This is a genomic window from Enterobacter cloacae complex sp. HYC042_NIDB (genome assembly GCF_056673315.1).
This window is the reverse complement of record NZ_CP109650.1, coordinates 878,132-893,024: the sequence shown is the minus strand read 5'-3', so window position 1 is coordinate 893,024 and position 14,893 is coordinate 878,132. Positions and strand designations below refer to the sequence as shown.

The following is a 14,893-nucleotide window of genomic DNA, read 5'->3' as shown; positions in this document are numbered from 1 at the left end:
CCTACGCCCGTGCCGATTAATTACCCTGCATCAGGGCGATTATTTTTTGTCTTTAACTTCTTCGAACTCAGCGTCGACAACGTCGTCGTCTTTCGCGTTGTTCGCAGAAGCGTCAGCGCCTGCCTGCTGCTGTGCGTGCTGCTGCTGAGCGATTTCCATCAGCTTCTGGGAAGCCTGTGCCAGCTCCTGCATCTTCGCTTCGATATCCGCTTTGTCTTCGCCTTTCAGAGACGTTTCCAGCGCGGTCAGTGCAGCTTCGATAGCAGTTTTGTCTTCCGCTGGCAGTTTATCGCCCGCTTCTTCAACCTGCTTACGGGTGCTGTGCAGCAGATGGTCACCCTGGTTACGGGTCTGAACCAGCTCTTCGAACTTACGGTCGGATTCCGCGTTAGCTTCGGCATCGCGAACCATTTTTTCGATTTCCGCTTCATTCAGGCCAGAAGATGCCTTGATGGTGATCTTCTGCTCTTTACCGCTGTTTTTGTCTTTCGCAGACACGTGCAGGATACCGTCAGCATCGATGTCGAAGGTAACTTCGATTTGCGGCATGCCGCGCGGTGCCGGGTTGATGCCGTCCAGGTTAAACTGACCCAGAGACTTGTTATCAGACGCACGCTTACGCTCACCCTGCAGCACATGGATGGTTACCGCAGACTGGTTGTCTTCAGCGGTAGAGAACACCTGGCTGTGCTTGGTTGGGATGGTGGTGTTTTTGTTGATGAGCGCAGTCATCACACCGCCCATGGTTTCGATACCCAGAGACAGCGGGGTAACGTCCAGCAGCAGTACGTCTTTCACTTCACCGGTCAATACACCACCCTGAACCGCCGCACCGATAGCTACCGCTTCGTCCGGGTTCACGTCTTTACGTGGCTCTTTACCAAAGAATTCAGCCACTTTCTTCTGAACCATTGGCATACGGGTCTGACCACCCACCAGGATAACGTCCTGGATGTCAGATACGGACAGGCCAGCATCCTGCAGTGCAACTTTCAGCGGCTCGATAGAACGGTTCACCAGGTCTTCTACCAGGCTTTCCAGTTTCGCACGGGTCACTTTGATGTTCATGTGTTTAGGACCGGTCGCGTCTGCGGTGATGTACGGCAGGTTCACGTCGGTCTGCTGAGCAGAAGACAGTTCGATCTTCGCTTTCTCAGCGGCTTCTTTCAGGCGCTGCATCGCCAGCGGGTCGTTACGCAGGTCAATGCCCTGATCTTTCTTGAACTCGTCAACGAGGTAGTTGATCAGACGGGTATCGAAGTCTTCACCACCCAGGTGGGTATCACCGTTGGTTGCCAGAACTTCGAAGGTTTTTTCGCCGTCAACTTCGTCGATTTCGATAATAGAGATATCGAAGGTACCACCACCCAGGTCGTAAACCGCGATAGTACGGTTGCCGACTTCTTTATCCAGACCGTAAGCCAGTGCAGCCGCGGTTGGTTCGTTGATGATACGTTTTACTTCCAGACCTGCGATACGGCCAGCATCTTTGGTTGCCTGACGCTGAGCATCGTTGAAGTAAGCAGGAACGGTGATAACAGCTTCAGTTACCGGCTCACCCAGGTAATCTTCAGCGGTTTTCTTCATTTTTTTCAGCACTTCAGCAGAGATCTGCGGTGGTGCCGTTTTGGTGCCTTTCACATCAAGCCACGCATCGCCGTTATCTGCTGCGATGATTTTGTAAGGCATGATAGAAACGTCACGCTGAACTTCTTCGTCCTGGAAGCGGCGGCCAATCAGGCGTTTGATCGCAAACAGGGTGTTTTGCGGGTTTGTCACTGCCTGACGTTTAGCCGGCTGACCAACCAGAGTTTCACCATCCTGGGTATAAGCAATGATAGAAGGCGTGGTGCGATCGCCCTCGGCGTTCTCCAGCACGCGTGCAGTAGTGCCGTCCATAATCGCTACACAAGAGTTGGTAGTACCCAGGTCGATACCAATAATTTTACCCATCTAAACGTCTCCACTAAAAATTCAGTCAACATGTGGTTGTGTACCTGTAATAAGGGCAGAACGTGCTTTTTCAACTGCCCAGATTTGATTTTTTTCAGGTCCACACACTGCGGTTGACTACAAGATGGGGTCGCGACGGCATCCATCAAGGGGCAAGCATAAAAAAAATTTTAATTTCACCCTGATGAGATCATAGACGGCGTCGATGCCGCCCATTATGATGCCGCGCCCCGTCAGGGAGTATTGACGCGGGTTTAACCATTTCACCATTTTAATGATGATTTTTTTTGAGGACTTATGGGCAACACTAAGTTGGCTAATCCGGCTCCGCTGGGCCTGATGGGGTTTGGCATGACCACCATTCTGCTGAACCTGCACAACATCGGGATGTTCCCGATGGACGGCGTAATCCTGGCGATGGGCATTTTTTACGGCGGTATCGCGCAAATCTTCGCGGGCCTGCTGGAATATAAGAAAGGCAACACCTTCGGCTTAACCGCCTTCACCTCTTACGGCTCGTTCTGGCTGACCCTGGTCGCCATCCTGCTGATGCCTAAAATGGGCCTGGCAGACGCGGCAAACGCCCACTTCCTGGGCGTCTATCTGGGCCTGTGGGGCGTCTTTACCCTGTTCATGTTCTTCGGCACCCTGAAAGGCAACCGCGCGCTGCAGTTCGTCTTCCTGAGCCTGACCGTGCTGTTCGCCCTGCTGGCGATTGGCCACCTGGCGGATAACGAAGGCATCGTTCACGTAGCAGGCTGGATTGGCCTGGTGTGCGGCGCAAGCGCTATCTACCTGGCAATGGGTGAAGTGCTGAACGAACAGTTTGACCGCACCATTTTACCTATTGGTGAAAAACACTGATCCCTCTGTCGTGCCCGCCTCGCGGGCACGATATTCCCCCGCCTGACGAAGCCAAACCCCTAATCCCAGCCCCATCAGCGAGAGCGCGAGTACATACCAGGCAGGCGCCATCGGCGACACCCCCATCATGACCGTGACCACTATCGGCGTCAGCCCGCCGAAAATGGCATACGCGACGTTATAAGAGAACGATATCCCGGTGAAGCGAACCTCCGGCGGGAAGGCGCGCACCATGACGTAAGGCACAGCCCCCACGACGCCCACACACAGTCCGACCACGCCGTAAAGCAGGAACAGCTGTTCAGGATGACTGCCCGCAAGATGGTAAAACGCCCAGCTCGACGCGGCCAGCAGCAGGCTGCCGACAATAAAGGTCAGGCTGGCACCGAAACGATCCGCCGCTAGTCCGGCGGCCAGACAGCCAAAGCAGAGCATAATTGTCGCAATACTGTTTGCCTGTAAGGTCACGGCAGGGGCGAAACCGTACTGTTTCTGCAGCCACACCGGCGACATCAAAATCACCACCACGATGCCCGCCGACAGCAGCCAGGTGAGCAGCATCGACACCACCACCGCTTTTTTATGACGCACCACAACGGCTTTGACCGGCAACTCCTGCGCCAGCGCTTTACGCTGCTGCATTTCGAGGAAAATCGGCGTCTCCTGCAGCCAGCGGCGCAGGTACATTGCCACCAGGCCAAACGCCCCGCCCAGCAGGAACGGAACACGCCAGCCCCAGTCGTGCACGGCCTGCTGCGTCATGCTGGTGTTGACTATCGTCGCCACTACCGACCCCAACAGGATCCCGACGGTCAGCCCCGCCGTTAACGTTCCGCAGGCGATCCCGATGCGGCGGGCAGGAACATGCTCCGCCACAAACACCCAGGCCCCCGGCACTTCCCCGCCGATGGCCGCGCCCTGAAGAATGCGCATCAGCAGCAGCAATAGCGGGGCGAGAATGTCCATGGAGGCATAGGTGGGCAGCAGGCCGATGGCCAGCGTCGGCACCGCCATCAGCAGGATGCTCAGGGTAAACATCTTCTTACGCCCGACAAGATCGCCAAAGTGAGCCATGACGATGCCGCCCAGCGGACGTGCCAGATACCCGGCAGCAAAGATGCCGAAGGTTTGCACCTGACGCAGCCATTCCGGAATATCCGCCGGGAAGAAGAGCGCCCCCACCACGGCGGCGAAGAAGACAAAGATGATGAAGTCGTAAAACTCCAGCGCGCCACCTAAGGCGGCGAGCGTAAGCGTTTTGTAGTCCTGTCGATTCAGAGGTCGGGTGTTATGTGACATAGCGAACCATTGTGCATGTGTTGTGGATTATTTTTTACAGCAATCGTAAAGAAAAAATTACTATATCGTAAATCCATTTACACGCTACTGCGGCTGGCGCTAATGTCACATTTTAGTAAATTTCAGGAGATTGTCTCGCGGCGTGCGCTTTTAGGACGAAATGCTGCTACCACTTTGTCGTCAGTTTCCACATACGGCCCGTCAAGCAACTGTATACAATACGGTACACTTGCAAATATGCCGTGCACGATGACGCGACCGTCCTCGGCTTTTAATCCTTCCAGCGTCTCTTTGATCGACTTTGGCTGCCCCGGCAGGTTCAGTATCAGCGCCTGTTTGCGGATCACCCCCACCTGGCGGGAAAGGATTGCCGTCGGGACAAAGTGTAGACTGATCTGGCGCATCTGTTCGCCGAAGCCCGGCATTTCACGGTCGGCGATAGCCAGCGTCGCGTCCGGCGTCACATCACGACGCGCGGGGCCGGTTCCGCCCGTGGTGAGCACTAGGTGACAGCTCATCTCATCCACCAGCTCGCACAGGGTCTGCTCAATGATCGGCTGTTCGTCGGGGATGAGGCGAGTCTGGATCTCAAACGGGGTGGTCAGCGCGCTTGCCAGCCACTCTTCCAGAGCGGGGATGCCTTTATCCTGGTAAACGCCGCTGGAGGCGCGGTCAGAAATCGACACTAAGCCGATGCGTAAGGTATTCATATCCATTCCATTCAAAAAGTACTGATTAAAGGGAATGATACACGCAGAGGGAAAATTCAGACAGAGGACAGAAGAAGACGCGTGACCGGGAGCCCGGTCACGCAGAATGATTACAGCAGGTCGCCGATCATTTTTTCCAGTTTTTCCTGGTCGATAGCAAACTTACGGATACCGTCCGCCAGTTTGTCTACAGCCATTGGATCCTGGTTGTGCTGCCACAGGAACTCGGATTCGGTGATGCGCTCCGGGCGCGCCTTCACTTCGCCGGTGTAAGACAGCTTACGCTCGATAGCACCTTCGCTTTCTGCCAGCTCTTTCAGCAGCGCAGGGGCGATGGTCAGACGATCACAGCCAGCCAGCTCAATGATTTCGCCCACGTTACGGAAGCTTGCACCCATAACCACGGTCTCATAGCCATGCTGTTTGTAGTATTCGTAGATTTCAGTCACGGAAATCACGCCTGGATCTTCAGACGCCGCGTACTCTTTCTTGTCGGTGTTGGCTTTGTACCAGTCCAGAATACGGCCCACGAACGGAGAAATCAGGTACACGCCTGCTTCCGCACATGCACGCGCCTGCGCGAAGGAGAACAGCAGGGTCAGGTTACAGTTGATGCCTTCTTTTTCCAGCTGCTCGGCAGCGCGAATGCCCTGCCAGGTCGACGCCAGTTTGATCAGGATACGGTCGTTGCTGATGCCCGCGTCGTTGTACAGTTTGATCAGGCGTTTTGCTTTCGCGATTGACGCTTCGGTGTCGTAGGAGAGACGTGCATCCACTTCGGTAGAGATACGGCCCGGAACCAGCTTCAGGATTTCCAGACCGATGTTCACTGCCAGTTTATCGGTAGCATCCACAACCTGCTGCGCACGGTCATTGCTCTGTGCTTTCGCCCAGGTCACAGCCTCGTCGATCAGTTTGCGATACTCAGGGATCTGTGCGGCGTTAAGGATCAGAGAAGGGTTAGTTGTGGCATCCTGCGGCTGGTACAGCTTCATTGCCGCGATATCTCCGGTGTCAGCTACGACAGTGGTGAACTGACGAAGGGAGGTCAATTTATCCGTCATGATAGTGTTTCTCTTTTAACGTGCCCTGGATAATTCACGCTACCGACAGCATGCCTGCAGCGGAAAAATGACAGGTTTACTTGTTAGGGGGATGTAACCGGTCTGCCCTGATGATAACACGACGGAGGGGTAGCGCAACCGCAGACAGTGCGCTTAGGCAGAGTATGATAAACTCAAAATATTAACAGGCTGCTAAGCAACAGCATGCCCAATCAGTGGTAGCGCTTACATATTCACGTTGGCATCAACAAGAGGGACGTTAATGCCTGATTTCCTTTTCTTTATTAACGAAGTCCTCTGGGGTTCGATAATGATCTACCTGCTTCTGGGAGCAGGTATCTGGTTTACGCTACGCAGTGGGTTTATCCAGTTTCGCTATATTCGCAAGTTTGGCAGAAGTCTGAAAAACAGCGTCACGCCCCAGCCGGGCGGATTAACGTCGTTCCAGGCGCTGTGTACCAGCCTGGCTGCCCGCCTCGGTAGCGGAAACCTGGCGGGCGTTGCGCTGGCCATCAGCGCCGGTGGGCCAGGCGCGGTGTTCTGGATGTGGGTCACGGCGCTTCTCGGAATGGCTACCTCTTTTGCCGAAAGTTCGCTGGCGCAGCTCTACAAAGAGAAAGACAGAAACGGGCAGTTTCGCGGCGGTCCGGCCTGGTATATGGCGCGTGGCTTAGGAATGCGCTGGATGGGCGTTCTGTTCTCGCTTTTTTTACTGCTCGCGTACGGTCTTATTTTTAATACCGTGCAGTCAAACTCCGTCGCCCATGCCCTGCGCTATACCTTCTCCTGCCCGGAGTGGATCACCGGCATCGGTTTAGCCCTCTTTGTTTTGCTCACCATTTCTGCCGGCCTGAAAGGCGTTGCCCGCATGATGCAGTGGCTGGTTCCCATCATGGCGCTGCTCTGGGTTGCCGCGAGCCTGGTCGTCGCTGCGCTGCATGCCGACCAGGTTCCGGGCGTGATTGCGACCATCTTTAAAAGCGCCTTTGGCTGGCGTGAGGTGGCCTCAGGCGCGCTGGGTTACACCCTGAGCCAGGCGCTGATGGCAGGTTTTCAGCGAGGCATGTTCTCCAATGAAGCCGGGATGGGCTCTACTCCCAACGCCGCCGCGGCCGCCTCTTCCTGGCCGCCGCACCCGGCAGCGCAGGGTATCGTGCAGATGATAGGCGTGTTTATGGATACCGTTATTATCTGTTCCGCCAGCGCCATGATCCTCTTGCTGGCCAGTCCTGTGGCGCATGACTCGGATATCGACGGAATACAGCTTCTCCAGCAGGCGCTGGTGAACCTGACCGGCGGCTGGGGTTCGGGATTTGTCTCGCTCATTCTGATGCTGTTCGCCTTCAGTTCGATTGTGGTGAATTACCTGTACGCCGAAAATAACCTTATCTTCCTGAAATACGACTCTCGTCCGGCCATCCTCCTGCTTCGCCTGGGCGTAGTACTGATGGTGATCGCGGGCTCCCTTCTGAATATGCCGCTGGTCTGGCAGCTGGCGGATGTCATTATGGCGCTAATGGCAATCACTAACCTGACGGCGATCCTGCTGCTCTCGCCCGTTGTGAACCTTATTGCCAGGGATTATCTTCGCCAGCGCAAGCTGGGCGTTCCCCCGGTATTTGATGCCGCACGCTATCCCGAAATTCAGTCACAGCTTGCCCCCGGCACCTGGGATGATTTGCCCCGGCGATAACAGCTATCGATCAATTCAGGGCGATTTTTTGTTAAAGTCGCTCTAAATTTCCTGCAAGGACTGGATATGCTGATTCTGATTTCACCTGCAAAAACGCTCGACTACCAGAGCCCGCTCGCCACCGAGCGTTATACCCAGCCAGAACTGCTGGACTATTCGCAACAGCTGATCCGCGAAGCGCGCAAACTCTCTGCGCCGCAAATCGCCTCGCTGATGAGCATCAGCGACAAGCTGGCAGACCTGAACGCGACCCGGTTCCACGAGTGGCACCCGGATTTCACCCCCGCCAACGCGCGCCAGGCGATCCTGGCGTTTAAGGGCGATGTTTACACCGGCCTGCAGGCGGAAGATTTTAGCGAAGCCGACTTTGATTTTGCCCAGCAGCATCTGCGAATGCTGTCGGGCCTGTATGGCGTACTGCGCCCGCTGGATCTGATGCAGCCATATCGTCTGGAGATGGGGATTCGCCTGGAAAACGCCAAAGGCAAAGACCTTTACCATTTCTGGGGCGACATCATCACCGACAAGCTGAACGCGGCGCTGCATGCTCAGGGTGATAACGTGATGGTTAACCTGGCATCCGATGAGTACTACAAGTCAGTGAAGCCGAAAAAGCTGAACGCGGAGATCGTTAAGCCGGTCTTCCTTGATGAGAAGAACGGCAAGTTCAAGGTCATCAGCTTCTATGCGAAAAAAGCGCGTGGCCTGATGAGCCGCTACATCATTCAGAACCGCCTGACGAAGCCGGAGCAGTTAACGGGATTCAACACCGACGGCTATTTCTTTGACGAGGCGTCGTCAGGGAAAGGTGAGCTGGTATTTAAGCGCCACGAGCATTAACGCAAAACCCCGCCATCTGGCGGGGTTTTGCGTTAATGGTGCTTCCAGTCCGGGCCCGGACGGTGGTCGTCGTGATGATGGTCGTGTCGGTCATCACGATCGCGATGCTCGTCATGCGGACGCCAGTGGTTATCGCGCCAGTCATAATGCGCCTTCCACCAGTCGTGGTCGCGCCAGCGGCCGCCATCCCAGTAATGCCCGCTATTGTCCCGATCGCCAATCTGCAGTTTTACCGCAGGTACGAGAGTAATTTCAGATGCCTGTACCGCCATGGGGGCGACCAGCACAAGAGAAAGCGCAATGAGTGCAGGTTTTAGTGTAGACACAGGTGACTCCTTATTCTTCTTGCCCAACGTGGGCCGATGTAAGGAGAGTACGCGAGGGGAACGGTGGATGTTATTCTCTGCAATCCTAAACGCTAAGTGACCGCATTTATTGGGAATTTCTGCTTTTTTCCTGCAATTTTTCTCCTTAATTTCTTCATAAAAAAGCCGGGTGGTGCTGCGCTTACCCGGCCTACGGTCATCTCGTCGTTGTAGGCCCGGTAAGGCGTAGCGCCACCGGGCAACAAAATCACGCGCGCGTCATCATCAGATTCCGCAGTGCCGCAAAATCCGCCGGCAGCTCATGAGACAGCAGCGGCAGGTCGGCGCGCTCGGCCAGCTCTTTTGGCAGCGGCAGCGTTTCGCCCAGAATATCTTCCACGCTCTCTTTGAACTTCGCCGGATGCGCGGTGCCCAGGAACAGGCCATATTCACCCGGGTTAAGCTGGTCGCGCAGCGCGCGGTAAGCAATTGCCGCGTGCGGCTCAGAGGTGTAGCCCACCGCTTTCAGCTCGCGCATGGTGGCTTTGGTGGTTTCGTCCGTCACCGCAGCGTAGCCCAGGTCACCCAGACGCCACACCTTGCGGCGGAACAGCTCTTCCACGCGCGGCCAGTTGTTCGGCTGCGACACGTCCATGGCATTGGAGAGCGTCGCCTGCGTAGCGTTAGGCGCCCATTTGCCGTCTTTCAGGAAGCGCGGCACGGTATCGTTGGCGTTGGTGGCAGCGATAAAGCGTTTCACCGGCAGACCGAGAGATTTCGCCAGCAGCCCCGCCGTCAGGTCGCCGAAGTTGCCGCTTGGTACGGAAACTACCAGCTGATTGCGCGCTTCCTGCGGCAGCTGAGCCACCGCTTCGAAGTAGTAGCAGATCTGCGCCAGCAGGCGGCTGATGTTGATGGAGTTCGCCGAGTTCAGCCCCAGCGCGGCCTTCAGCTCTTCATCATCGAACGCTTGCTTGACCAGCGCCTGGCAGGCATCGAAATCGCCGTCGATCGCCACGGTTTCAATGTTGCCGCCGAGGGTGCAGAACAGTTTTTCCTGCAACGGGCTGATCTTGCCTTTCGGATAGAGGATCACCACGCGGACGTTTTTCAGGCCGTAGAACGCGTGTGCCACCGCCGCACCGGTATCACCGGAGGTCGCGGTCAGGATGGTCACCGGCTTGTCGCCGCTGATGTGGGTCAGCATCTGCGCCATAAAGCGGCCGCCGAAGTCTTTAAACGCCAGGGTCGGACCGTGGAACAGCTCCAGACAACCGACGTCAGGCTCCACCTGCTTAACCGGAGCCGGGAAAGCAAACGCCGCACGCACGCGCTCTTCCAGCAGCTCCTGCGGGATTTCATCGCCAATAAACGCAGACAGAATTTTGGTGCTGCGGGTGACAAAGTCCAGCTTCAGCAGCTCATCGATTTCGATCAGCTGAAATTCCGGCAGGTCGTGCGGGAAAAACAGCCCCTGATTTTTGCCCAGCCCCTGAGTCACCGCCTGCGCGAAGCTGACCTGCTCGTTATGATCTTTAAGGTTGTAGAGTTTCATTCGTTATCCCAGTACTCGTGCGCCAGCCGTGTCCAGACGGCAAATATGAACAAAGCCTTCCTGATTTTGCAGGTAGTGTTTAGAGAGCCAGTCCGCCACGCGCTGCGCGGTGTCTGGCTTATCGCACAGGGCGAACAGCGTCGGGCCGGAGCCGGAGATGCCGCACGCCTGCGCGCCGATATCCATTGAAGCCTGTCGCGCCTCGTTAAAGCCGGGTAGCAGCTTCGTACGGTACGGCTCGGCAATGACGTCTTTCATCAGTTTCGCCGCCAGCTGCGGCTGGCGGGTGTAGCAGGCGTGAATAAAGCCCGCCAGGTGACGCCCGTGGGCGATACAGTCCTGGCGACGATACTGCGCAGGCAGGATCGCACGTGCTTCCGCGGTAGAGACCTTGATACCCGGATAGGCCAGCACCCACAGCCACTCATCAAACCCTGGCACCTGCTGGCTGATGATGCCATTTTCTTCAATCATCAGTTGCATGCCGCCGAGGAAGCACGGCGCCACGTTATCGTAATGAATACTGCCGGAGATGCGCCCTTCCAGCTCGCCCATCAGCGCCAGCAGACGGCTGTTGTTCAGCGGCTTGCCGCAGTGCTCGTTCATCGCCACCAGCGCGGCGACAACCGAACACGCGCTGGAGCCCAGGCCCGAGCCAATCGGCATGCTTTTTTCCAGCGTCATGGCGACCGGCACGTTTTTGCCGATCTCCTGACAGAAGCGCTCCCAGCACTGATAAACGATATTCTCGCGTGGTTCAGGCGGCAGCTTACTGGCGAAACGGCCAACGTTATTCAGGCTGAAGCTTTCTGCCGCCTCAACCGTTACCGTATCGCCCAGCAGCGAACCGTCCACCGGCGTCACCGCCGCACCCAGCACGTCAAATCCGACGCTCATATTAGCGCTGGAAGCCGGGGCATATACTTTAACCATCTTAAACTCCTAACTTCCATGACAGGGTACGCAGCAGGTCGGCAAACACGCCCGCCGCCGTCACATCATTCCCTGCGCCATAGCCGCGAAGCACCAGCGGCAATGGCTGATAATAGTGGCTGTAAAACGCGAGGGCGTTTTCGCCGTTTTTGACTTTGTACAGCGGGTCGTTACCATCCACTTCGGCAATCTTCACCCGGCATACGCCGTCCTCTTCAATGTTGCCAACATAGCGCAATACCTTACCTTCATCACGGGCTTTCGCAACGCGTGCGGCAAAGGCATCGTCAAGCTGAGGTAAATTCGCCATAAAGGTGCTGACATCGCCGCTGGTGTCAAACTCAGCTGGCAGCACCGGTTCAATCACGATATCCGAAAGCTCCAGCTCGCGGCCCGTTTCGCGCACCAGGATCAGCAGCTTGCGCGCCACGTCCATCCCGGAGAGATCGTCGCGCGGATCTGGCTCGGTGTAGCCCAGCTCGCGCGCGGCACGGGTGGCTTCCGACAGGCTCATCCCTTCATCCAGCTTGCCGAAAATAAACGACAGGGAGCCGGAGAGGATGCCGGAGAAACGCTGCAATTCGTCGCCCGCGTTCAGCAGGTTTTGCAGGTTCTCGATGACCGGCAGGCCGGCGCCGACGTTGGTGTCGTACAGGAACTTGCGGCGCGACTTGCTCGCCGCCAGGCGCAGCTGGTGATAGTAATCCATCGACGAGGTGTTGGCCTTTTTGTTCGGCGTCACCACGTGGAAGCCTTCGCGCAGGAAGTCGGCGTACTGGTCGGCCACCGCCTGGTTCGAGGTACAGTCAACGATAACCGGGTTAAGCAGGTGATACTCTTTCACCAGACGGATCAGGCGCCCCAGGTTGAACGGCTCTTTCGCCTCTTCCAGCTCCGCCTGCCAGTTCTCCAGGTTCAGACCGTGAACGTTAGTAAGCAGCGCTTTCGAGTTCGCAATTCCGCAGACGCGCAGATCGATGTGCTTTTTCTTGAGCCACTCCTGCTGGCGCTTCACCTGCTCCAGCAGCGCACCGCCGACGCCGCCCACGCCAATCAGGAATAGCTCGATAACCTGATCGGTGTTGAACAGCATCTGGTGAACCACGCGCACGCCGGTAGTGGCGTCATCGTTATCCACCACCACGGAGATTGAACGCTCGGACGAGCCCTGGGCAATTGCCACGATGTTGATATTGGCCCGCGCCAGCGCGGCAAAGAATTTGGCGGAGATACCGCGCAGCGTGCGCATACCGTCGCCAACCACGGAAATCACCGCCAGGCGCTCCTGAATAGAGAGCGGCTCCAGCAGTTCCTCTTTCAACTCCAGATAGAACTCTTCTTCCAGCGCGCGGCGGGCGCGCAGACAGTCGACCTGAGGCACGCAGAAGCTGATGCTGTATTCGGAAGAGGACTGGGTGATCAGCACCACCGAGATACCGTTGCGTGACATGGCCGCAAAAACGCGCGCCGCCATGCCGACCATCCCCTTCATCCCCGGACCGGAGACGCTGAACATTGCCATATTATTCAGGTTGGAAATGCCTTTCACCGGCAGACCATCTTCATCGCTGCTGGCACCAATCAACGTGCCTGGCGCCTGCGGGTTACCGGTGTTTTTAATCAGGCATGGGATCTGGAACTGGGCAATGGGGGAGATGGTACGCGGGTGAAGCACTTTGGCGCCGAAGTAGGAAAGCTCCATCGCTTCCTGGTAGGACATCGACTTCAGCAGCCTGGCGTCCGGCACCTGGCGCGGATCGCAGGTATAGACGCCGTCGACGTCAGTCCAGATCTCACAGCAGTCTGCGCGTAAACAGGCGGCCAGCACGGCGGCAGAGTAGTCGGAGCCGTTACGGCCCAGCACTACCAGCTCGCCCTTCTCGTTCCCGGCGGTAAAGCCCGCCATCAGGATCATGTGGTCAGAGGGGATTTTGCTCGCGGCAATACGGCGGGTTGATTCGGCAATATCAACGGTAGATTCGAGGTAGTGGCCCGCTGCCAGCAATTTCTCAACCGGATTGATCACGGTAACGTTGTGGCCGCGCGCTTCCAGCACGCCCGCCATGATGGCGATGGAGAGTTTTTCGCCCCGGCAGATCAGCGCCGCGTTGACGCTGTCCGGGCACTGGCCCAGCAGGCTGATGCCGTGCAGCACATGCTTGATCTGAGCAAACTCCTGCTCAACGAAAGACTTCAGCTGCGCGAGCGGGAAACCAGGCTGCGCCTCTGCCAGCCCCTGCAACAGCTCGGCGAAGATACGCTCGGCATCGCTGATGTTCGGGAGTGCATCCTGGCCACCGATGGTCTTTTCAATCATCGCCACCAGATGGTTTGTGATTTTTGCCGGGGCAGAGAGCACGGTCGCAACCTGCCCCTGCCTGGCGTTGCTCTCCAGGATATCGGCAACACGCAGAAAACGTTCTGCATTTGCCACTGATGTACCGCCGAACTTCAACACTCGCATGGTTCTACCTCGTTTCCTTTAGCCGAAAAAAAAGCCCGCACTGTTCAGGTGCGGGCTTTTTTCTGTTTTTCCTGTACGCGTCAGCCCGCATCGTTACCTGTGGTAATGATGATGGTTGTGGTAATGGTGGTGATGCTGATGCGTTTCATGGATGTTGTGTACTCTGTCATTATTATCTGTCTGTGCTGTATTCTTTTAGGGTTAAAGGATCGGGCACCTTAAGTCAATGAATTTTTAATTTGATCACAATTCCGCGGACGTTCACGTCACGCTGCGTGACGTTTTATTTTCATCCGAATCCCCCAGCCGCAACCCACCACGACAGACCTTTTCGCCATAGTAAAAACTTATGACAGCATTTTACTCGGCCAATTTTTTTTCAATATCGTGCAGCAAACGGTGCAACATGGCGGTGTCCCGCTGCTCAAGACGTCCAAGGCGCTGCTGTAGCCAGTCGGCCATTTTTTGATCGTCCGCAACGCCAAGGCTCGATAAAAGACGCTCTACGCGAGCACGAAGCGCGGCCAGCTGATTTTCATTGGCGGCTTCCGTCTGGGATTGAGGGATTTGCATTAGGGAAGCTAATTGATAGCAATAGACCATTACCGCCTGGCCTAAATTCAGGGAAGGATAATCGGCTACCATCGGCGCACCGGTGAGAACGTCCGCCAGCTCAAGCTCTTCGTTGGTAAGCCCGGAATCTTCACGACCAAATACCAGCGCGGCTTTCTCAAGCCACTGGCTTTTCTCTTCCAGCATGGGCACCAGTTCAGCAGGCGTGGCGTAGTAGTGGAACTTCGCCCGGCTGCGTGCTGTGGTGGCAACGGTAAATGAAATGTCATGCAGCGCGTCGGCAAGCGTAGCGTAAGTCGTTATATTATCGAGAATATCCCCCGAACCGTGCGCCACCCAGCGGGCGGCAGGCTCCAGGTGCGCAGTGCTGTCCACAATACGTAAATCGGTAAAACCCATGGTCTTCATGGCACGCGCCGCAGCGCCTATATTTTCGGCTCTGGCTGGAGCGACCAGTACAATCGACAGATGCATTTATGCTCTCTTTTTAATCAGTTAGCGGAGAAAAGTGTGATGCACTTCAACATATTACGCAGCACGAATTTACAAATTTGCAACACAAATCACCGAAATAGCGTTTCATAACAAATTAAAGACGCTAAACTATTTTGTGTCTGAACAATCAGTTAGAATGTTAACA

General features: G+C 56.1%; 13 protein-coding genes and 1 other annotated feature. Of the genes, 3 read left to right on the top strand and 10 right to left on the bottom strand.

The window, feature by feature from the left end; all coding sequences use genetic code 11:
• Window positions 1-39: 39 nt before the first annotated feature.
• Window positions 40-1,953 (bottom strand): molecular chaperone DnaK, encoded by a 1,914-nt coding sequence (dnaK, locus tag OKF39_RS04295; protein WP_028015465.1) that lies wholly within the window; start codon window positions 1,951-1,953, stop codon window positions 40-42.
• 297 nt (window positions 1,954-2,250) lie between these two features.
• On the opposite strand from dnaK, the gene satP reads away from it, so the two are divergent.
• Window positions 2,251-2,817 (top strand): acetate uptake transporter, encoded by a 567-nt coding sequence (satP, locus tag OKF39_RS04290; protein ID WP_041911269.1) that lies wholly within the window; start codon window positions 2,251-2,253, stop codon window positions 2,815-2,817.
• Here the strand turns inward: satP and OKF39_RS04285 are convergent.
• The 3 genes from OKF39_RS04285 to tal all read right to left on the bottom strand — a co-directional run bounded on the left by OKF39_RS04285 (window position 2,794) and on the right by tal (window position 5,890).
• Window positions 2,794-4,116 (bottom strand): MFS transporter, encoded by a 1,323-nt coding sequence (locus OKF39_RS04285; RefSeq protein ID WP_479983514.1) that lies wholly within the window; start codon window positions 4,114-4,116, stop codon window positions 2,794-2,796. The genes satP and OKF39_RS04285 overlap by 24 nt on opposite strands.
• A gap of 122 nt (window positions 4,117-4,238) precedes the next feature.
• The gene (gene mog, locus OKF39_RS04280; protein ID WP_028015462.1) at window positions 4,239-4,826 is read right to left on the bottom strand and encodes a molybdopterin adenylyltransferase; all 588 of its coding nucleotides are present in this window, start codon (window positions 4,824-4,826) and stop codon (window positions 4,239-4,241) included.
• A 110-nt stretch (window positions 4,827-4,936) separates the two neighbouring features.
• The gene (gene tal, locus OKF39_RS04275; protein ID WP_003856481.1) at window positions 4,937-5,890 is read right to left on the bottom strand and encodes a transaldolase; all 954 of its coding nucleotides are present in this window, start codon (window positions 5,888-5,890) and stop codon (window positions 4,937-4,939) included.
• A gap of 262 nt (window positions 5,891-6,152) precedes the next feature.
• Between tal and OKF39_RS04270 the strand changes: the two genes are divergently transcribed.
• On the top strand, window positions 6,153-7,583 hold the full coding sequence (locus OKF39_RS04270) for an alanine/glycine:cation symporter family protein (protein WP_479983513.1): 1,431 nt from the start codon (window positions 6,153-6,155) through the stop codon (window positions 7,581-7,583).
• A 66-nt stretch (window positions 7,584-7,649) separates the two neighbouring features.
• Window positions 7,650-8,423 carry a peroxide stress protein YaaA gene (gene yaaA / locus OKF39_RS04265; protein ID WP_479983512.1) on the top strand — a complete coding sequence of 258 codons (774 nt, stop codon included), beginning with the start codon at window positions 7,650-7,652 and terminating at the stop codon, window positions 8,421-8,423.
• 32 nt (window positions 8,424-8,455) lie between these two features.
• Here yaaA and OKF39_RS04260 read toward each other — a convergent pair whose 3' ends face one another.
• From OKF39_RS04260 to OKF39_RS04235, 6 genes are all read right to left on the bottom strand, one after another.
• Window positions 8,456-8,749 (bottom strand): DUF2502 domain-containing protein, encoded by a 294-nt coding sequence (locus tag OKF39_RS04260; protein WP_028015459.1) that lies wholly within the window; start codon window positions 8,747-8,749, stop codon window positions 8,456-8,458.
• 247 nt (window positions 8,750-8,996) lie between these two features.
• Window positions 8,997-10,283, bottom strand: a complete 1,287-nt coding sequence (gene thrC, locus OKF39_RS04255) for a threonine synthase (RefSeq protein ID WP_479983511.1) — start codon at window positions 10,281-10,283, stop codon at window positions 8,997-8,999.
• A 3-nt stretch (window positions 10,284-10,286) separates the two neighbouring features.
• A complete protein-coding gene (gene thrB / locus OKF39_RS04250) occupies window positions 10,287-11,216 on the bottom strand; it encodes a homoserine kinase (protein WP_041911275.1) in 930 nt (309 codons plus the stop codon).
• Between the two features lies 1 nt (window position 11,217).
• Window positions 11,218-13,680, bottom strand: a complete 2,463-nt coding sequence (gene thrA / locus OKF39_RS04245; RefSeq protein WP_028015456.1) for a bifunctional aspartate kinase/homoserine dehydrogenase I — start codon at window positions 13,678-13,680, stop codon at window positions 11,218-11,220.
• 24 nt (window positions 13,681-13,704) lie between these two features.
• Window positions 13,705-13,822, bottom strand: a sequence feature (Thr leader region).
• On the bottom strand, window positions 13,761-13,829 hold the full coding sequence (gene thrL, locus OKF39_RS04240) for a thr operon leader peptide (RefSeq protein ID WP_015572623.1): 69 nt from the start codon (window positions 13,827-13,829) through the stop codon (window positions 13,761-13,763). (Overlaps the previous feature by 62 nt.)
• A gap of 211 nt (window positions 13,830-14,040) precedes the next feature.
• Window positions 14,041-14,727 (bottom strand): tRNA/rRNA methyltransferase, encoded by a 687-nt coding sequence (locus OKF39_RS04235; protein WP_059355609.1) that lies wholly within the window; start codon window positions 14,725-14,727, stop codon window positions 14,041-14,043.
• Window positions 14,728-14,893: the final 166 nt, after the last annotated feature.

Coding starts and splice junctions, on each gene's coding strand:
- thrA (WP_028015456.1), bottom strand. CDS start 13,680: ATGCGAGTGTTGAAGTTCGGCGGTACATCAGTGGCAAATGCAGAACGT.
- dnaK (WP_028015465.1), bottom strand. CDS start 1,953: ATGGGTAAAATTATTGGTATCGACCTGGGTACTACCAACTCTTGTGTA.
- tal (WP_003856481.1), bottom strand. CDS start 5,890: ATGACGGATAAATTGACCTCCCTTCGTCAGTTCACCACTGTCGTAGCT.
- OKF39_RS04285 (WP_479983514.1), bottom strand. CDS start 4,116: ATGTCACATAACACCCGACCTCTGAATCGACAGGACTACAAAACGCTT.
- thrC (WP_479983511.1), bottom strand. CDS start 10,283: ATGAAACTCTACAACCTTAAAGATCATAACGAGCAGGTCAGCTTCGCG.
- OKF39_RS04235 (WP_059355609.1), bottom strand. CDS start 14,727: ATGCATCTGTCGATTGTACTGGTCGCTCCAGCCAGAGCCGAAAATATA.
- thrB (WP_041911275.1), bottom strand. CDS start 11,216: ATGGTTAAAGTATATGCCCCGGCTTCCAGCGCTAATATGAGCGTCGGA.
- satP (WP_041911269.1), top strand. CDS start 2,251: ATGGGCAACACTAAGTTGGCTAATCCGGCTCCGCTGGGCCTGATGGGG.
- mog (WP_028015462.1), bottom strand. CDS start 4,826: ATGAATACCTTACGCATCGGCTTAGTGTCGATTTCTGACCGCGCCTCC.
- yaaA (WP_479983512.1), top strand. CDS start 7,650: ATGCTGATTCTGATTTCACCTGCAAAAACGCTCGACTACCAGAGCCCG.
- OKF39_RS04270 (WP_479983513.1), top strand. CDS start 6,153: ATGCCTGATTTCCTTTTCTTTATTAACGAAGTCCTCTGGGGTTCGATA.